Origin of the sequence: Anaeromicrobium sediminis (assembly GCF_002270055.1) — a bacterium.
GTDB lineage: Bacteria > Bacillota > Clostridia > Peptostreptococcales > Thermotaleaceae > Anaeromicrobium > Anaeromicrobium sediminis.
On sequence record NZ_NIBG01000003.1, the window covers coordinates 194,371 to 214,379 of the forward strand.

Genomic DNA, 20,009 nt, shown 5'->3' on the forward strand with positions numbered 1-20,009 from the left:
TTTATTTTAATATATAGTTTGCTATAATTAAAATGCATATATTATACATGAGTTATGCAAAATTAGCATACTTATATTTATTAGGGGGTTATGATGGAAATTTCTCACTTAAAAGCTTTCTATCAGGTTATGATTTGTGGTAGCTTTTCCAAAGCAGCTGAAGAATTATATATAAGCCAACCTGCTCTTTCACGACAGGTGGCATCACTGGAAAAGGAATTAGGCTTGCAGCTCATTACCCGTCAAAATAGACAAGTAGTTTTAACAGATGCTGGTAGGCGTTTACTAACATATGCAGAAAAAATAATAAGTCTTAACAATGAGGCTAAAAAAGAAATGCTAGAATTAAAGGACTTAACTATCGGTGATCTTACACTAGGAGCTAGCACTACTATTGCCAATTATTTGCTTCCTCCAATTATGGCTTTGTACAAGCAAAAGAATCCAGGGATAGATATCCATTTAAAAGTGGATAACAGTCGTCAAATTGAAGAAATGGTATGTGAAGGAAAGGTAGATATAGGATTGGTAGCAGGTGAAGATCATGCTAACGGATTGTACTATGAAATGTTTGCAGAAGATGAACTATACTTAGTAGTACCTCAAAATCATTACTTTATAGAAACTGCTAATATTACCTCTGAACAACTAAATCAGGAAACTTTTTTGTGCAGAGAAGAAGGGTCAGATACTCATCTTCTATTAGAGGATTTATTTACCAATTTCAATGTAACCTCACAAAAGAAGATTACATTAGGTTCAACTGAGGCAATTAAACGGAGTGTTATTAATAATATGGGGGTTGCTTTTTTGTCTAAATGTACTTTTGAATACGAATCTCAATTAGGACTTTTAATACCTATAAAAAAGATAAGTATGAAACGCCCTCTTTGTATAAGTTATTCAAAGAGTACCAGGTTATCTCCAGCGGCTTTAGCTTTCTGGACATTAATGAAAAAGTATAATGTATGGAACCTTGGCACTAATAAATAAAACTGTATACAAATATTAAGGAAGAGTCCATAGGACTCTTCCTATTTTGTTATATATATAATTTTTAATCTAGTTTTTTTTAAAAATTTTAAAATAGAGATTATACCCTAAGAATTAATTTTCTTAAAAAGGCACTAAATTAGTAATAATTTCTTGAAAATAGGCAATGCTTATATATAGTATATACAATAGAAAATGGAGGAGTATAAATGGAAAATTTAGCAGAAAAAAAAGATGATAAGTTATTAGAAATTAATCAAGAAAAAATATATGAAGAATTAAAAACATTAAAAGATCAATACACCAGTTTAGTTAAAGAAGTACAGGCATTAGATAATAATGAAAAAAGTATAAATTCCTTGAGACAAAGTATTGATTCACTTTTTCATGAATTTAATGAAGTTAACAAGAATATGGAAGATATTACAAATATTCTAAATGAAATGTCTGAAACAAATAACTTAAATACTGAAAATAACAATAGACCTTTAGATATTAGAGGAATGACAGTAAAAACTTTAAGTTCGATCTTATCCGTAGTAGATAATACTATGGAAAAAACTTCTGGATTTGGAGAAGGTTTAGAGGATTTAATTGCAGAAGCTCAATATGAAAATAAAAGAAAAAGATTAGTCTGTAGGAACGGCCAATTAAATAAAATGGGCCGTGAAAGATAAATTTTAAAAAAGTAATTTACATATATTTAAAGATGGTAAAAGCAATAATTGGAGGATAATTTAATGGCAGGAAAAAAAGTGCTATATGGATTAGGGATAGGGTTTTTAGGCTATATTTTACGTTCTAATACGAAACAGAACAAAGGTGTTAATGAATATGAACTTGAAGGTATAAGTATAAATTTAGGACAAAATATGAAATTAGAGGATGATTTAAAAAATAAAACTAAAACCATAAGGAATCAGCTGGAAACCATAAAATCACAGATGAATGATATCAATAAAAAATTGCAAATAAAATAATATAAAAATTATGATAAATTTTCATATTTGAGTAAATATAATTATATAAGAAAAAATTCATTTAGCATTTGCTGAAAGGAATATTATAATGCTCAAATATACAATATATGATAACGCTGAAAGTTCTGAATGGATTGTATTTATTCATGGATTAGGAAGCAGTTCAAATACATGGGTTAAACAAGTTAGAGAATTAAAAAAATATTATAATCTTTTACTTATAGATTTGCATGGACATGGAAAATCAAAAGATATTAGTTTAAGAAATAATACTAATCCAAACTTTGAAGAAATAAATAATGATATCATAAAAGTTTTAGATTTATTAAATATTGAGTCTGCACATTTTATTGGAATTTCTTTAGGAACTATTATTGTAAATTCACTTACGTTAACGCATACTGACAGAGTAAAGTCTATTATTTTAGGTGGTGCTGTTACAAGAATTGACTTTATAATTATGATTATATTAAAGATTATAATTATGTTTAAACTTACTGACAAAAAATGGGGACATTATATAGCTTTTAAGATAACATTTCCAAAAGAAACTGATAAAGAGAAGATGAGAAGATATTCAAAACTTTTAAAAAAGTCAAATGCATTGAATCTAAATTATTGGGCATCTATTTTTAATTTAATTAATAGAACATTTAAAAACAAAGATTACACAGAAATTCCAACTTTATTTATTATGGGAGAAGAAGATAAAATTCTTATAAGAAATATTGTGAAGAATATAAGAGGAGCTTCTATGTTCATTATTCAAAATTCAACACATCTTTGTCATCTAAATAGCCCGAGAATTTTTAATAGTGTTTCAATAGCCTTTCTAAAAAATTATAAGAATATAAAAATAAGAGAAGAAATCAATTTTATGCAAAGATTAGATAAAGAATGATAAATAAAGATATAAAAAGTAATATAAAAAAGTGAACTGCCTCTGTATTAAATATTTTTTATAGAGGTAGTTCACTTTTTATATAACTAAATACCACTTAATGCTGTTGTTCCTAAAACTGCTACCCAGCTTAATGGATCTAATGGAACAGTACCAAAGAAATTATTGAAAACTGGTATATAGATTATACCCATAAGAAGGGCTACAGTGATTAAAGCCATTCTATTTAGATATTTATTATTAAAATTTTTCTTATTTTTTCTACACGTATATACGTTAACAACTTGATTAAAGACAAAGTTAGATAAAGCTAGTGTTCTTGCTTTATTTAACCCTACTCCTAGAAGTAAAGCACCTTTAAATATAGCAAATGTACTAACACCTATAACAATTCCCTTTCTTAATATACTATTTCTCAAAGTTCTATCTATTAAAGGAGCATTCTTATCAACAGGAGGATAGTTCATAACATCTTCTGAAGGTAGCTCCACACTTAGTGAGGACCCTAGAAGTGTTTCAGAAAGTAAGTTTATCCAAATCATTTGCATTGCAATAAGTGGTGCAGGTGTACGAAATACAAATGATAAAAATATTGAGAACATCTCTCCTATTGCTCCTGAAAAGAGATATTTCATCGTACTTCCAATATTATTTGATACTCCTCTACCTTCTTCAATAGCTGTAACTATTGTTGAAAAATTATCATCTACAAGAGTAATACAAGCAGCATCCCTTGCAACATCACTTCCATTCATACCCATAGCTATTCCGATGTGTGCTTCCTTTATGGCAGGAGCATCATTTACTCCATCTCCTGTCATGGCAACTATATGTCCACATCTTTTCAGTGCTTTTACAATTCTATGTTTTTGCTTTGGAGTGGTTCTAGCAAAGACTTGAATATGATTTATCTTAGAGTCTAATTCACTATCTGTCATGTTATCAACTTCAGCTCCAGATACTACTAATCCATTAGTTAACAATCCTAGTTGCTTTCCTATTGCACTTGCTGTTCTCATATGATCTCCTGTTATCATTACAACTTTGATTCCTGCTTTGAAGCATTTTTGTATAGATTCATTCACACCTTCTCTTGGAGGATCTTCCATACCTACAAAGCCAATGAAAACAAAACCATTATCAAAATTTGAATTATCCTCCTCAACTTTTTTATAAGCAAAAGCTAAAACTCTTAATGCGTCATCAGCCATTTTATCACATATGGATTGAATCTTTTCTTTATCCTTTGAGGTAAATAATCTTTCTTTGCCATCTTCATATATCATTGTACACTTTTCAATAATAGTATCTAAAGCACCTTTACAATAAGCAACTTTTTCCATGTCATATTCCATGACTGTAGTCATAAAACGTCTATTACTATCAAATGGAATTTCTTGTACCATAGTATTAATATTTCTTAAATTATCAACGTTAATATTCATTTTGTACGCAGCTGTTAATAATGCACCTTCTGTAGGATCACCTTGTACTTCCCATTTATCACCTGATTTTAATAGTAATGAGTTATTACAAAGTACACCTGTCTTTAAAAGGTTTTCCAAGGAGGATTTTCCTTTAGGGTTTCCATTAATAGGGGTGATTTCACCAGATGGTTTATAGCCAGAGCCAGATACATTATATAGACAGGAATCTACATATATTTTACGAACTGTCATTTCATTCATGGTTAATGTTCCTGTTTTATCGCAACATATAACATCAGCACATCCTAATGTTTCAACTGAATTAAGTTTTCTTACAACTGCATTTTTCTTAGCCATTCTATGGACACTTAGGGCCATACATGTAGTGACCATCACAGGAAATCCTTCAGGAATTGATCCTAAGAAGAAGGTAACTCCCATCATTAAAACTTGTGCAAAAGTCATTCCAGATAATAAGGCTATTCCTCCAGCCACAGCAAAAAAACCTAAATATATCTTTATTAACTTATTAATGAATTTTTCTGATTTACGCTGAAGTGGAGTTTCTTCATTTTCTATACTATCTAGCATACTTGCTATTTTACCGATTTCTGTATTTCTACCTGTAGATATGACTACTGCTTTACCCCTTCCTGATAAGACATTTGTACCCATAAAGAGTATATTAGTCATGCTTCCTAAATCTGTATTCTTATCACAAATTAGTGAAGATTTAATAACAGAAGTTGATTCACCAGTTAAAGAGGATTCTGAAGTTTTTAAATCTTTACATTCAATGATTCTTGCATCAGCAGGGATTTTATCACCTGATTCCACTATAATAATATCTCCAGGAACAAGGTATTTTGAGTCTATTTCCTGCTGTTTTCCGTTTCTTATTACCTTTGCTTTATGAACTAACATATCTTTTAAGGAATCTAAAGAATTATCAGATTTATGCTGCTCTATTGCTCCAATTGCAGATTGAAATAGTATAATACCACCTAGTGCAATAGCTTCAGGTATCTGACCAAGTAGTAAAGAAACCACACCAGATCCTAGTAATATCTTAATTATAGGGTCTTTTAAGCTTTCTATGAATCTAGAAAATAATGATTTTTCTTCTTTCTCATATATTACATTTAGACCAAACTCTTTTTGCTTTTGCTCTATAGAAAAGTTATTTAATCCTTCAGTGTAATTTGATTTAAGTACTTTTTCTATATGTTCCTTACTCAAGGCATGATAACAAGTTTGATTATTAATATTTTTAGTAGATATGAAGTCAGATTTCGAATTAGATGGGAATTCTTTTTTAGAATTAGTTACTTCTATAGATATTACATTAGAGTTATGTACTGCAGTTGCTTTAGTAATAAACTTATAAATTTCTTTTTTCAATAAATTCTCGTTTGTTAATTCCTCATCAAATACAATAAGTATTTTACTTGTTAGGGGATTTGCCTTTGAGTACTTCACACCATCTAGAGATAAGGTGAAATTACTTGTTTTTTTTGCTAGAGATTCATTTCTGTAAATTGATTGTATTGGAATTCGTATTCTTTTATATAGAATATCATCATCATATTTATTAATATTTTTCAGTGCTTGAAACATTATTTTATCACCTATCCTAATGGTAAATTTAGTAAAATTAAAATGTTATTACATGTATGTATCATACTATCTAATTATTTCCCATAAGGGAAAATATATTCTAATTTATAAAGATTAATATATGAGGAATTTGTAATATTTTGTTAGTGTAAAAGATTAAAAAGTATGATAAAATATTAATGTGAATGATAATCATTATTAATAGAGGGAGATGTATTATGCAAAGCTTATATAAATATTCAGATAGGTCCATTAATAAATTAGAAATAATGTGTACTTCTATAATAGAAGATGACTTAGATATGTTTTTTAACTCATGTAAAAAATCAGCATATGCATACTCTGTTATGATTGCAAAGGATATAAACAAATATGATTTTAGTACTTTTGAAAAGTTAGTTATATCCTCTGAAGAAGTTGAAATCATTGTGAATAAAATAATTAAGAAACTAAATATGGAGCTTGAAAGACATATAGAGTATGTAACTTTTAATTTAGAAAATCATAATACCATATTAGAAGGTAGTATTAATTCTTTTAAAATAACTCAAAAACTAACTAAAACTTGTGAAAAAATTATTAATATAGCATTTTCTAAAACTTTAAAAAATATTTATAATAATTTCGCAGCAAATTTTATGTTTAAAAAAGTAAATTTAGGAGAAAAAGTACTGGGAAAGAACAGTTATAAGAGTCAAATTAAACTTCAACAAGAAAAAATATATAATCAAATTGAAGGAATGTTAATTAACATTAAAGTAGATATCAGAAATCAATTAATTGAGGAAGCTATCAGAAATATACATAACATTCAAGAACAGAAGAGTTATGCGATAGCTTAATTATTCTATAAAAGATCTAGTAAATATAAATATAATGTTTTAAGAAAAAAGTTTTTCAGAACAAGGTAATTAAATGCCTTGTTTTTTTTATTTATTAATTTATATAACTAATAAGAATAGCTCATTTAGCTTTCGGAAATAATATTAATGTATCTAAAACATAATATGGAGGAGCAAATATGACTAATTCAGAAGATAAAAACAAAGAAAAGAAAATAATAGATCAACAGAAAATACAAGAAGAATTAAATGAAATTAAAGTTCAATATTCTAGTTTGTCAAAAGAAATTAATGCTATCCAAAATAATGAAAAGGCAATAAATGATTTAAAACAAAGGGTTGAAACTATAAATAAAGGATTAGAGCAATTAAACAAGAATATACAGGAAATCTCAGGTAAACTTAATAGAATGCCTAATATGCATAAAACCATAATGAGAAAAAAAGGAATGATTAGAAGAGCTTTCAGAAGAGGAGCCATAAAGACAGTAGAAGCATTTTTCTGTGTAGCAGATGCCACTGCAGAAAAGGCATGTTGCATTAAGGAAGGCGTTGAAGATATTGTAGCAGAAGCTCAATATGAAAACCAAAAAAGAAGAATGAATTTAAATGAGAATAATTGCTAAGGAGTGGTTTATTTTGCTGAAATAAATTTTAAAATAATATCATCTATACCTGGAAGAGTTAGAGTAAATATAGATTCTCTGTTAAAAAAAGAGAAAACTGGGCATTTGATTATAAATTCACTAAAAAGTATAAATGGAATTATTTCTGCTTCCTTTAATAAAAGAACAAGAAATATTCTCATATTTTATAGATGGGAAGAAATAGATGAATCTCAACTACTGAATAAGATTAAAGATTTGGATTATAAAAAAACACACAATAATATATCTAAAAGTATTAATAAAGATTCAATTGGAAAAATTATTTTGCAAACTTTGAATCCTTTTAGTTTAATAAAAAAGAAATATCCTAATAAAGGTTACAAAGACGATTACTCTCTTTCAAAGAAAATAATAAAGTTAGGGCTATTATTGGGAGGTATAGTATTTGCCATAACTTCTAATTTAAGAAATTTAATATCTATATTAATACTAAGTTATCCTGGAATTCTATTCGCAATATCTTCAATAGCATATTTTTACTCTGCTAAAAAAGCTCATTTCAATGATATTTATTTGAAAAAAGATTATTTTATAGGTTTATTAGGCAAGACAGATACTCTTTTTATAGAAGATAATTTATTAATTAAAGAAAAGTATATATCAAATACCCTTTTAAACAACTTAAATACAACAACAATACGAAGATTTGCTGCATTAAAAAAGCTTGATAATCCTATTGACCCGGAGTTAGAAAAAATTATTTATAAAATAAGAGAATATGGTATTACAAATCTTATTCTTTTCTCTGATAATAACAAAGAACTGTTAGATTATATTTCATACTCATTAGGGATTGATAAAACATATTTTTTAAAAGACAATATTTTAATATTAAAAGATTTAAAAACAGAGGAAAATGTAACTGCTATTATTGTTAAAGATTCAATTGAAAAAATCAGAAATTTAAATATGGATTTGGTTGTATGTATTAATTTAACTGATAAAGGTAATATTCTTATAGGAGATATAAATTTTATAGATAAGAAAATGAATAAATTTCCATGGCTACTAAATTTGAGTAAGTACAATGAAGAAGTTATAACGCGTTCTCAAGCACTAGCTATAGGATTAAATACTTTAGGAATTTTCTTATGCATGATAACAAATATAAATCCATTTTTTGCTTTAGGTATATATGGATTAAATATATTAACACAGACTATCCGTATAAAGTATAGTGTAGAAACAATATAAAAGAAAAGGAGTTTTACATGCCTGTAAGTCAAGAAAATTCAAATAATTTAGAGCCAATAGAAAATATTCTTTGTGAAGTAGAAGAGAAATTGAAAGAGGCAATATCATTAAGTTTAGAAGCCGTAAATAAGGCTCCAAATGCTGAAAAAGAATTATTTTCCTTATATAAGAAACATGGAAACAGTTTAAGAGATTATTTTATATATTATGCAGAAAAAAGTGGGAATTCAGCCTTAGGAAAAAAAATATTTAGGTCTGTTATATTTAAAAGATTTTAACCCCCATAATACGGGGGTTATTTGTTATAGTTTTCTAATTTTTGTAAACAATATTAATATATAATATAATAATTTAACAGATTAATATAACTAGATACATTTATATATAAAAGACATCTTAACATGATGATTAGTATAGATCTAAAGAGGTGAAATTTCATGGAGCAGATAAGTTATCTTCCAGGAAGAGTAAGATATAAAATTCCAGATCTTTATGATAAATCTATAGGAAAGTTTATTAATGGATATATTGATAATTTATATGGAGTAAAACATAGTAAAGTAAATCATTATACATCTACTATACTGATTGTATATGATGCTGATAAAACAAGTAATTTATCAATACAAAGAAATATTAAAAATGCAATAGGTTTAGCAGTTAGAAATGAGCATAATTTATTAAATAAGTATGATAATCATGCTAATGCAATAGAAAATAGAAGTAAATCTAAAAAAAAGCTTTTAATATATGGATCACTTTACATATTATTCAAACTGAAAAAATCATTATTAGGAAGAGCTGTATTTAGTAGAAATATAAGATTATTATTTGCTGCTTCTGCTATTACTATTATTGGAGGATATCCATTATTAAGAAGACCAGTTAAACATTTATCCAAAAAAATTCCTAAAATATCAGATTTAATTCTAAGATTAACTATTATATCTTTGATTTTTTTAAGAGAAGATGGAATAGGATGTTTGATTTTAGGACTTAAGTCATTAAATGATTATATAAAATATAGTGCAGATGTTGAATGTTATAGATTATTAAATAAAAGTATGAGAAAAGGTACAGGAATGGCATGCATTAAAGATTCTGAGGGGAATGAGTTGCTTGTACCTGTTGATTATCTACGTGTAGATGATGTTATTTCTATTCACAAAGGTGAAATTTCACCTGTAGAAGGAATTGTAGTAGAAGGAAAAGGGATAATAAACAATTTATACACTACGGGACAAACCCTAGTCACACACGTAGATGATGGGGATAGAATATATGAGGGTAGCATAGTAGTATCTGGAGAATTAAAAATAAGAGTAATAAATTTACCTAAATTCTCTAGTAAAATAGATACTTCTATAAATAGTTTAAATATCTATGAAAGTGTAACTAAATATCAAGAAAAGATTAGTAAAATAGCTGTAGGACTGTCTATTATAAATTATTGTATAACGGGAAGCCTATTGAATGCATTTTCAGTAGTTCTTTTACTATGTCCATCTTCATCAGAAGTTGCGATGAGTATAGGAGTAAAGAGATACTTATCTTTACTAGCTAAGAATAACATATATTTAAGAAATCCAAATACATTCGAAAAACTGTTGCATATTGATCATGTACTATTTGATAAAACGGGTACATTAACATATGGCAGAATGAAAATTATAGATGTAGAGACTTTTGATAAAAGATACTCTAAAAATGAGCTTCTTAAAATATGCGCTGCATGTGAAGTAAATCACTACCATCCAATTTCTATAACTATTCAAGAAGAAACAGGAAAAGACTATGATTTAAGAAAATTAGAAAGCTCTGCGTTATTACCTTCTAAAGGAATAGAAGCTGTTTATGATAATCAGAGAGTAATTATTGGTAATAAAGAACTTATGGAAGAAAATACAATTAACATATCAAAATATTTAAATTTGTATATTGAGTATGAGGAAAAATTGTTTACGCCTATATTTATAAGTATTGATAATAAATTAAGGGGTATGATTGTACTTAAAGATACATTAAGAGAAGAGTCATATGAATTAATAGACAAATTAAAAGAAACAAATATTAAAAATATTTCTATATTAAGTGGAGATACATATTCTAAAAATTATGATGTTGCTTCAAAACTAGGAATCGAAAATATATATAGCAATTGTACAAATGAAAATAAATTAGAGATTATATCAAAGCATAAAATAGCTAACAAGGTTATGATGGTGGGGGATGGGATAAATGATATAACTGCAATGAATAAAGCTGATATAAGTGTATGTCTTGGAAATTCAAGCTGCGATAATATAAAATATCATTCTGATTGTATTATATTTGAAGATGACATAAGTAAATTATATGATTTTATATCATTAACTGAGAAGTCATATAAGATAATAACTCAAAACATTAATATTTCAAAATTATATAATATGACAACTGGAGCATTAGCATTCTTTATGCCTATAAATCCATTTACTGCTAAATTTCTTAATTCATTAGGTACAGTTATGACACTACTATTGAACAAGCGAATAAAAAATTTAGATTCTGATAAAAACAGATAGTTATACTATATTTGAATATGAAAGAGGCAATGAAGACAAATAATTCACTGATTGAAATAGAAGGAATTGCTAAACTATAAGGTGATATAGCTAAACAGTAGCTTAGAACTGAAATAACCTGTATTTACGATTGAGTAATATACAGGTTATTTATTTTATTATATATGCTGTTGGAAGCCTTCTTCTAAATAGATGGATTTGAAATAGATAAGGAATAGTTATGGAGAGTTTAATATTTTAATTTCATGATAGGCTTAAGTGAAAACTATGGAAATAAGGGTCCTTCTTAAAAGGAAGTTGTTTTGATATAATATATTGATAATAGAATCATATAGGAGTGACGGATAGTGGAAAATCATTCAATAACTATGTATTTATCTACCATTGAAAGAGATTATAATTATTATATTAATAAAAAATTAAAACAATATAATTTAGGGAAGCATGATATAAGGGTTCTGAAAGTAATTAATGCCAATAAAGGATTAAGTCAAAATTACATATGTACTATTCTTAAAGAAGATAAAATAACAGTTAATAAATCTGTAAAAAATTTAATTTTACAAGGCTATGTAGAAAAAATTAAAGATTGTGAAGATAAAAGAATAACAAGATTATATATTACGGAGGAAGGTAGAGTTAATAGAAAAAAAATTTTAAACATTTTAAAAGAAGTAAATGATATTTTTTTCAGAGGATTTTCAGAAGAAAATAAAGAAAAGATTTTAGAATTACTAAGAGAAATGTCTGAAAATATCCATAAGGAAGTTGTAAGACTAAAAGATGAAAAATAAAATTATTAAATAGCAATGTAGATTCCTAGAGGAATGCATTGCTATTTTTATGGCAACATAGTTGCAAAATGAAACTATATACGATAAAATAAAGTTGAAAAATGAAACTAATTGATAGATATATGTATTTTGATTTAAAAAAATGGGGTGAAATAATGAATATGCCAAAGTATGATGATTTGGTAAAAGCTTGGAAAAGTGAAAAAAAACAGATGATTGAACAAACATCAGAAGATAGAATATATAGATGGAATCCTGATTGTATGTACAAGATTTATGAAAATACAGGCAAAGTTATTACAGATAATAACCCTTATGTGAATTTAGCTGACATTGAAGAATTTGATCTTGTTATAGAAAATGAACCTTATCCAGTTGCTCCCCCGCCTATGAGCAAAGGGAAGAGTAAAAAGAAGAGTAGAGGTGCTAAATTTTTTGGAGTGATGCATAAAGAGATAACTGGAGATCCAATGTACTATATGAAGGATCAAATGATTTCTATGGAAAGAATCAACAATGAAGCAAAAGGTATCAATATACCTGAGCCTAATGAAGAAAAAGAAAAAGATTTATTTAAACTGAAAAAGGAAATTTTTGAATATGCAAAGAGTTTAGGGTTTGCAAGTGTTGGTGTAACAAAAGTAGATAGAAGATATGTTTCAATGGGCGTTGATGATGAAGTAATATTTGATACCATGATACTCCTAGGATATGAAATGCCTAAAGATGTGATGGAACATTACCCAAATCCTAAAGGTGAATTGGGAGCTTTTGGAGCTTATACTGGATGTGCACGAAATGTACATAAAGTAGCTGATTTTATTAGATTAAAGGGATATGATTGTCGAGCAAGAGGTTGGGACGGTTCTATAAAATATCCACCACATGCAGTAAATGCTGGGTTAGGGAATTATTCAACTTATGGAGTTTGTGTAACTCCAGAGGCAGGAACAAGATTAAAATACTGTTCTGTTTTAATAGATGCAGAGCTTCCATTGGATCAACCTAAAGATTTCAACATTGAGGAATTCTGCTCAAGATGTAGAATGTGTCAAAAATCTTGTCCATCCCATTCAATACCAAAAGAAGAGAAGAAATATAAAGGGGCCATAAAACGTCAAACACGTTTTTCAACCTGTCTTGAACTAATGACAACAGCAAAAGAATGTTTAAAGTGTGTAAGAGTATGTCCTTTTAGTATGATCGGATATGACCAGTGCATGGAATCATTACCTCAATACTATATGTACAATTTAGAAGGAGATGAACTTAATAAAGAGTACTTAGTATCCCAAAAAGAAGGTGAACATAATGAATAAAATAATTAACATATTGGGAGATGTTAATAAAAAGGGTAAGTTTCAAATTCCCACTCATAAAATAATAAAAGACATTTTAAAAGAGTATTCAGGAGGAATGAAAAATAGTAGAAAAGTTAAATTAGTTCAAGTCGGAGGACCATTAGGAGTATGCATAAAAGGAAAAGAGCTAAATAAGAAGTTAAGTGATTATGAAGAGTATATGACTGGAAATATGATTACATTTTTTAGTGACCTTTTATGCCCAGTAGATTATTTAAGATTTCTAACTAGATTTATGATTAGAGAACTTCGTATTGATAATGAACATATTAGAAAATTAAATGAATTATTAGAAAATATAGCTCAAGGTAAAGGTACAAAATTTGATTTTGAAGAATTAATTAATGAAGTAAATAAAGAAGGCAAAACTAATGCAGAAGATTTACTTCATAAAATATTTATATATATAACTTCTGAATTTAAAAGTGAATTTATGGAACATATAATAGATAGAAAATGTAAAAATGGTATATGTAGAGGATTGATGGTAGCCCAGTGTATGAATGCATGTCCTGCTGAAGTTTATATTCCAGGATATATTGAACTTATGAAGGATGATAAGGTGGAAGAAGCTTATAATTTAATGAGAAAAAATAATCCCCTTTCATTTGTATGTGGTAAAGTATGTGCTCGTCCATGTGAAGATAGATGCAGAAGAGGAGAAATTGAAAGTACAGTAGGAGTTAGAGCATTAAAGACATATGCATGTGATATGACATTGAAAATAGGAGAGTATAAAGAAGATAAATTAGATAGTAAGGGTAAAAAAGTAGCTATTATTGGATCTGGTCCAGCAGGACTTACAGCCGCATATTATCTAGCAAAAACAGGATATGAAGTAGTTATTTATGAAGCAGCTAAAGTTGTGGGTGGAATGCTTGCTATGGGAATTCCAGAGTATAGATTACCTCAAGAAATTATAGATAAAGAGATTAAGTTGATTAAAGGTTTAGGAGTAAAAATTAAAACTAATACGAGGGTTGGAGTAGATATTACTCTTAAAAGATTAAGAGTAATATTTGATTCAGTACTTTTGGCAACAGGGTGCCACATAGGTAATAAATTTGGTCCTGAAGCTCCAGAAATAGAAACAGCAGTGGATTTATTAAGAGAAGTAAAAGTACAAGGAAGAAGAGAAATTGGAGAAAATGTATTAGTAATCGGTGGTGGAGATGTAGCCATGGATGCTGCTAGAACTTCTATTAGACTTGGAGCTAAAAAAGTAATGGTAGCTTCCCTTGAAACATTTGATACAATGCCAGCAAGTGATGAAGAAAAATATGGATCAGTAGAAGAAGGTGTTCAATTTATCAGTGGATATGGAACAAAAGATATACATGTGGAAAATGGGAAATTAAGAGGAATAACTTTAAAGAGGTGTTTATCAATATTTGATGATGAAGGAAGATTTAGCCCAGTATATGATGAAGATGATGTTAAAACATTTGAAATAGACAGTCTAATATTAGCAATAGGACAAAGACCAGACAATAGTTATTTAGATGAAGATATTGAACTTAATGAAAGAGGATATATAAAAGTAAATCCATATACATTTGAAACAAATGTAGAAGGAGTATTTGCAGCAGGAGATATGTACACACCAGGTATAGCTATAAAAGCCATAGCTGAAGGTAAAAAAGCGGCAGTATCTATAGATAAATATTTAGGTGGAAAAGGGTTATATTTAGGTGAAGAAATAGAAATACCTGAGAAACCATTAAATTGTACCATTTGGGATATTGAAAAAACTAACGAAAAACATATAAATCCTTTAGAAAGAAAAGGAAACTTTAATGTAGTATCTAGAGTATATACAGAAGACGAGGCAAAACAAGAAGCTTCTAGATGTATGAGATGTGATAGGAACTCTAGAAAACTGCTATATTTAAAATGATTTTAAAGAATGGTTCAGCTCTTAATAAAAAGGGCATGGACCATTTTTGTTATTCATTAGAAAAATAAGATTGGAAAATGAAATAATTAAATCCTAAACAATGTAGTTTTAACTATATTTTAATAGCATATTAAGAAAATCAATGACACCTACGGTCATCAAGTAGATGATCAAGTGATAATTAAAATTTCAAAGTTGTTGACTGATATTTGTCGTGAAACTGACTATGTGGGACGTTATGGTGGTGAAGAATTTCTTGTAGTACTTACAGATAATAATGAGGATGGTGCAAAAAATTTCAGCGAACGATTTCGCAGAGAAGTTGAAAATTTGGACTTTGGGTTACCTACTCAAGTTACCGTGAGTGGTGGAGTGAAAACATATGAAAACGAGTCTGCAGAAGAAATGATAAAACTGGCTGATGGGGCTTTATATGAAGCTAAGGAAAGAGGTAGAAATTGTATTATTAGTGCCTGAATCAATTAAATAGAGACTACTATTAACCACTCTGCTGTGCAGAGTGGTTAAGTGTTTTGGGATTTAGGATAAATCGCGGTGAACCTTACCACAAATAAGTGAGTTTTTTTTGACAGGGGTAGTGTGAGCCTCGCCTCTGCTTTCCAAAGTCCACCACTTTTCGGAAGAGAAGATTGTGGATTTTGTTGTACAAAAAATGTTATGTACCAAGTAATGGGGCTTTTGTGATGAAATCATTTGTGGAGCATGAACTATCTCGAATTTGTGATGGTGAACTACACCATGAGTTCATATCCTATGAAATATACTTGAATTAAAGGCATCCCTTAATGAGATGGCCTTTAATCTACATGAGTTTGTTAGAAAGTTGGATTGCTATTATTTATACTTCCTCCTGTTACTAAGAACAACAGTCTTGAGAAAATATCAATTGGTTGGATTGCGTCCCAGTGCTCTACCAGTTTTCCATCTTTTAATCGAAATGTATCAGTAATAATGAATCCTTTTTTCTCATTGCCCCTGTGCTTCGCCATCATTGTGGTATGGCTATGCAAGAGAATGAAATCACCATCAGCATATATTCGCTTCACATCAAAAGAATACTCAGGGAATCTCTTGGTCATTGTTTTCACATAGCCAATAACTCCTGACATTTCATTTGGTATAGCTCTGTTGTGTTGTGTGTACGAACCATTTCCATATTTTTTCATTGTGTAGTCAAAGTCATGTTCATTCATCAAATGTTGAAAAAAGTCCACGACGATCTTTGCATTTTCTGTTTCTTGTTCTGTCCAATGTTCTTGTAAATGTTTGTTGATATCAATTATTGGATATTTTTGTGATTGACTCATTATAAGCCTCCTATTTTCATTTATATTTTTTAGATTGATATTAAACGTATCAATTACTAGACCGCTCTACTTATATCGTGTAAAAATATAACCACTTCAGCTTATGATAAGTAAAATGGTAATACATCACTACGAATATTAGACTGGTTTACTTATATCTTAATTTATTTTTTATTCATTGTCAATGAGAATTGTATAGATTTTAATTGACAATTATCGAAAGAAGAAGTAGTATATAAGTAAACCGGTCTGATGTTTAGTTAGGAGGAAATATGTCAAAATACAATAGAGAGGAAATTTTGCAATCTGGTGTTGAAATTCTAACGATGAAGGGGTTTTCAGGGTTAGGCGTTCAGCACGTATTAAAAGCTTGCGGGATTCCTAAAGGATCCTTTTACAATTTTTTTGAAAACAAAGATACATTTGTTATCGAAGCAATAAAGCTTTACAACAGAAAAGTAAAATTCATTTTGGAACAGATAGATAATGATAGCACTCTGAATCCGATTGAGAAGATTACGAAGTATTATTCTATTGCGAATGATTTCTTTTTCAATAACGGAAACCTTAGAACATGTCCAATGATGAATATTGTTTCAGATGGTGTGGAAAATGAGGCCATTATCGAGTTAATTCATAGCAGTATGGATATGCACAAAGGTTTCATAGCAAAATGGATTGACAGAGCAACGACCTTGGAACTCATCTCAAATCAAATGGATTCTGTTCGATTGACACATATGATTTATGATAACTATCATGGTGCAGTATTGAGGATGAAATATGAGAATTCAGAGTTGCCACTCAACAACTTCATTAGTAATGTACTACCATTTTACTTAAAGTAAAGTGGTTGTATTTTCACAGTTTTAAGTAGACTGGTCTAAATAAACGTGAGTTTCGAAAAATATTACTTAAATGGTAGAAAAAAACAAGGCAGTTCTTTAAGGGAATCCGACTATTCGGTTTGCACATACTGATTTTTGGACCAATAATCGGATACTTTGCATAAGCCATGAACGGATTACTTTTCCAATAAAACTGTTATATAACGAAAATAAACTAGAGAAAGGTTGATAGTATGTCATCAATACTACAAAGAATGGGTCTAAGAATTTTCTCAACATTTTGGCCACCACCAAAACCTAAGGTTTACACTGGACCTCACTCAGTGCTTAGACTAGCTGATTTAGTTTTTCTATCTGGATGTAGGAGACCTCTAATTGTCACGGGAAGGTTCCTGCTTCATAATGGAATGTTGGATTCCTTCATCAAGAGACTGAATTCCAATGGCTGTGAGGTGACCATTTATGATGGAACTAAACCAAATCCAACATTTGCAGAAGTCAATGGTGGTCTTGAACTATGCTTGGAACATCAGTGTGATTGCGTTATTGCAATTGGCGGGGGATCGGTAATTGATACATCAAAGGTTATTGCAGCAGCAGCGGCCAATAAAGTGGGGCTTAGGAAACTAGCTGGTCCTTTAAAGGTAAAGAAACCACCACTTCCTTTTTTCGCTGCACCAACAACATCGGGGAGTGGATCGGAGGCAACAAGTGCAGCTGTTATATCAGATGTTGAGACACATAAAAAGGTTTTTTTCATAGATCCTAAGTATACACCCACTGATGTTGCACTTGATCCAATACTGATTCAATCGTTACCTGCACATATAACAGCATCAGTAGGGCTAGATGCACTCACACATGCCATTGAAGCATATACATCAAAGAATACTTTCCGTGATTCTGATGAAAGCGCTTTAAATGCTATTGAGCTAATTTTTGAGAATTTACCAAAGGCATTTGTAGATGGTGGTAATTTAGAGGCACGTGAGGCAGTTGCAAAAGGATCCTTTTTAGCTGGCTATGCCTTTGCAAAATCTAGCTTAGGGTATGTCCATGCAATATCACATCAGATCACGAGCTTATATAATACCCCTCATGGTCTGGCGAATGCAATACTACTTCCACGTGTTTTAAGATTTAATAGGGGAGTAAGTGAGAGGCATCTGGCTGAAATAGAGAAAAAACTTAGCTCTTCTAAAGGAAAAAGCGATACTAAAGTTCTAGCCGATAGGTTCATTAAGCGAGTGGATGATTTGCTAGAGCAACTTGAAATTCCAGTAATGATATCTGAGCTTTCAGACAGTGATTTCAGTGAAATTACGAGGGCTGCAAATAACGAAGTTATGAAGTCTTATGCGGTTCCTAAAGTAATGAAATCTAGGGATATAGAAGTCATTTTAAGGTCTGTGAAGAATGGAGATATGGAGATTAATTTCAATTAATCAAAGCAATGCTCAATATAGAAACGAGTCATTGAATAAAATAAAACAATTATCTAAACCAATAAAGGTGAACAAATAAGGAGATGAGTATTATGAATTTTGAAAATCTGCAAGTATTTAAAGCACTAGAGCTAAGAAACATGACAATCAAGAATAGAATTGTAAGATCAGCGACGCATAGTATGCTTGGTAATCTTGATGGGACCATCAGCGCAGATGAGCTTAAAATGTATGATGAATTAGCATCCAATGAAATCGGGCTCATTATTGCAGGACAGTTTTTCGTTTCAAAGGACGGTATTGTTGCACCGGGCTCAAATGAACTGATTAATGACAATCATGTTAAACATGCAAAAAAAATCAAGGAAATTGTAGAGCCGAACGACACGAAGGTTATTGCACAAATCAACCATGCTGGTATCGAAGCTTATTCACAAGATCCATTCGGACCGTCTGAATTTAATCTAGAAGATGGTAGAGTTGCAAGAGAGATGACGATTGATGAAATTACTAGAGTGAAAAGTGATTTTGTTGAAGCCGCTGTGCGTGCACAAAAATCCGGAATGGATGGTGTGCAATTACACGCTGCTCATGGGTATCTTTTATGCGAATTCCTGAAGCCATCTATCAATAAGCGTACGGATAACTATGGTGGAAGTTCAGAAAACAGATTTAGAATTGTACGCGAGATATTGGAAGAAATTAAAGAAGCCTGTGGTGAAGCTTATCCAGTATTCATAAAGATCGATTCCAATGATCTGATAGAAACTGCTACGTATAATGACGATCTAGATTACATGATGTTTCAGTTTGAGGCGCTTGGTATAGAAGCGGTTGAATTCAGTGGTTCAGATTTCGCAACGAAGAAATATTCAGATCATAATTATTTCTTGGATCGCGCCCTTGAGATCAAAGGTGATAGGAATATCGCGACTATGGTTGTTGGTGGTGTAAGAAACTTCAATGATATGGAAACTGTATTAACATCAGGTGTAGATATGGTTTCATTGTCTAGACCATTTATCACTGAACCAGACCTTATTACACGTCTAAAAAAGGGTCAGGAAAAATCACGTTGTGTCAGCTGTAGCAAGTGTGCGTCTGCTGGTAGAAAAAGATGTATTCTGAATACGCTTTAGATCATACGGTC

General features: G+C 29.8%; 18 protein-coding genes. 16 read left to right on the plus strand and 2 right to left on the minus strand.

All coding sequences use genetic code 11. From position 1 onward, the window contains the following. Positions 1-93 precede the first annotated feature (93 nt). The 4 genes from CCE28_RS05645 to CCE28_RS05660 all read left to right on the plus strand — a co-directional run bounded on the left by CCE28_RS05645 (position 94) and on the right by CCE28_RS05660 (position 2,874). Positions 94-993 (plus strand): LysR substrate-binding domain-containing protein, encoded by a 900-nt coding sequence (locus CCE28_RS05645; RefSeq protein ID WP_176461678.1) that lies wholly within the window; start codon positions 94-96, stop codon positions 991-993. 209 nt (positions 994-1,202) lie between these two features. Then, the gene (locus CCE28_RS05650) at positions 1,203-1,670 is read left to right on the plus strand and encodes a hypothetical protein (RefSeq protein ID WP_095131838.1); all 468 of its coding nucleotides are present in this window, start codon (positions 1,203-1,205) and stop codon (positions 1,668-1,670) included. A gap of 63 nt (positions 1,671-1,733) precedes the next feature. Further along, positions 1,734-1,973, plus strand: coding sequence for a hypothetical protein (locus CCE28_RS05655; protein ID WP_095131840.1), 240 nt, complete (start codon positions 1,734-1,736; stop codon positions 1,971-1,973). 88 nt (positions 1,974-2,061) lie between these two features. Further along, entirely contained in the window at positions 2,062-2,874 is an 813-nt protein-coding gene (locus CCE28_RS05660) for an alpha/beta fold hydrolase (protein WP_095131842.1), read from the plus strand. Between the two features lie 86 nt (positions 2,875-2,960). On the opposite strand, the gene CCE28_RS05665 is transcribed toward CCE28_RS05660, so the two are convergent. Next, positions 2,961-5,918, minus strand: a complete 2,958-nt coding sequence (locus CCE28_RS05665; RefSeq protein WP_095131844.1) for a cation-translocating P-type ATPase — start codon at positions 5,916-5,918, stop codon at positions 2,961-2,963. A 218-nt stretch (positions 5,919-6,136) separates the two neighbouring features. Here CCE28_RS05665 and CCE28_RS05670 point away from each other — a divergent pair, with 218 nt between their 5' ends. From CCE28_RS05670 to CCE28_RS05710, 9 genes are all read left to right on the plus strand, one after another. Then, positions 6,137-6,760 carry a hypothetical protein gene (locus tag CCE28_RS05670; RefSeq protein ID WP_095131846.1) on the plus strand — a complete coding sequence of 208 codons (624 nt, stop codon included), beginning with the start codon at positions 6,137-6,139 and terminating at the stop codon, positions 6,758-6,760. A 179-nt stretch (positions 6,761-6,939) separates the two neighbouring features. Continuing rightward, positions 6,940-7,386, plus strand: a complete 447-nt coding sequence (locus tag CCE28_RS05675) for a hypothetical protein (RefSeq protein WP_095131848.1) — start codon at positions 6,940-6,942, stop codon at positions 7,384-7,386. A 3-nt stretch (positions 7,387-7,389) separates the two neighbouring features. Further along, positions 7,390-8,622 carry an HMA2 domain-containing protein gene (locus CCE28_RS05680; protein WP_095131850.1) on the plus strand — a complete coding sequence of 411 codons (1,233 nt, stop codon included), beginning with the start codon at positions 7,390-7,392 and terminating at the stop codon, positions 8,620-8,622. Positions 8,623-8,639: 17 nt separating this feature from the next. Further along, complete coding sequence (locus CCE28_RS05685) at positions 8,640-8,900, plus strand: hypothetical protein (protein WP_095131852.1); 261 nt, start codon at positions 8,640-8,642, stop codon at positions 8,898-8,900. A 159-nt stretch (positions 8,901-9,059) separates the two neighbouring features. After that, on the plus strand, positions 9,060-11,186 hold the full coding sequence (locus CCE28_RS05690; RefSeq protein ID WP_095131854.1) for a heavy metal translocating P-type ATPase: 2,127 nt from the start codon (positions 9,060-9,062) through the stop codon (positions 11,184-11,186). 347 nt (positions 11,187-11,533) lie between these two features. Then, positions 11,534-11,980 (plus strand): MarR family winged helix-turn-helix transcriptional regulator, encoded by a 447-nt coding sequence (locus CCE28_RS05695; protein WP_095131855.1) that lies wholly within the window; start codon positions 11,534-11,536, stop codon positions 11,978-11,980. Positions 11,981-12,081: 101 nt separating this feature from the next. Continuing rightward, positions 12,082-13,299 carry a hypothetical protein gene (locus CCE28_RS05700; RefSeq protein ID WP_141228319.1) on the plus strand — a complete coding sequence of 406 codons (1,218 nt, stop codon included), beginning with the start codon at positions 12,082-12,084 and terminating at the stop codon, positions 13,297-13,299. Then, a complete protein-coding gene (locus CCE28_RS05705; RefSeq protein ID WP_095131857.1) occupies positions 13,292-15,238 on the plus strand; it encodes an FAD-dependent oxidoreductase in 1,947 nt (648 codons plus the stop codon). The genes CCE28_RS05700 and CCE28_RS05705 overlap by 8 nt, the downstream gene beginning before the upstream one ends. A gap of 138 nt (positions 15,239-15,376) precedes the next feature. Then, on the plus strand, positions 15,377-15,715 hold the full coding sequence (locus tag CCE28_RS05710) for a GGDEF domain-containing protein (protein WP_278277528.1): 339 nt from the start codon (positions 15,377-15,379) through the stop codon (positions 15,713-15,715). A 359-nt stretch (positions 15,716-16,074) separates the two neighbouring features. Here CCE28_RS05710 and CCE28_RS05715 read toward each other — a convergent pair whose 3' ends face one another. Then, positions 16,075-16,566, minus strand: coding sequence for a nuclear transport factor 2 family protein (locus CCE28_RS05715; protein WP_095131859.1), 492 nt, complete (start codon positions 16,564-16,566; stop codon positions 16,075-16,077). A 272-nt stretch (positions 16,567-16,838) separates the two neighbouring features. On the opposite strand from CCE28_RS05715, the gene CCE28_RS05720 reads away from it, so the two are divergent. The 3 genes from CCE28_RS05720 to CCE28_RS05730 all read left to right on the plus strand — a co-directional run bounded on the left by CCE28_RS05720 (position 16,839) and on the right by CCE28_RS05730 (position 19,998). Beyond that, positions 16,839-17,414, plus strand: a complete 576-nt coding sequence (locus CCE28_RS05720) for a TetR/AcrR family transcriptional regulator (RefSeq protein ID WP_095131860.1) — start codon at positions 16,839-16,841, stop codon at positions 17,412-17,414. A gap of 233 nt (positions 17,415-17,647) precedes the next feature. Further along, positions 17,648-18,859: an iron-containing alcohol dehydrogenase gene (locus CCE28_RS05725; RefSeq protein WP_095131861.1), complete on the plus strand. Its 1,212-nt coding sequence runs from the start codon at positions 17,648-17,650 to the stop codon at positions 18,857-18,859. 92 nt (positions 18,860-18,951) lie between these two features. Next, entirely contained in the window at positions 18,952-19,998 is a 1,047-nt protein-coding gene (locus tag CCE28_RS05730) for an oxidoreductase (RefSeq protein ID WP_176461679.1), read from the plus strand. The last annotated feature ends 11 nt before the right edge of the window (positions 19,999-20,009 follow it).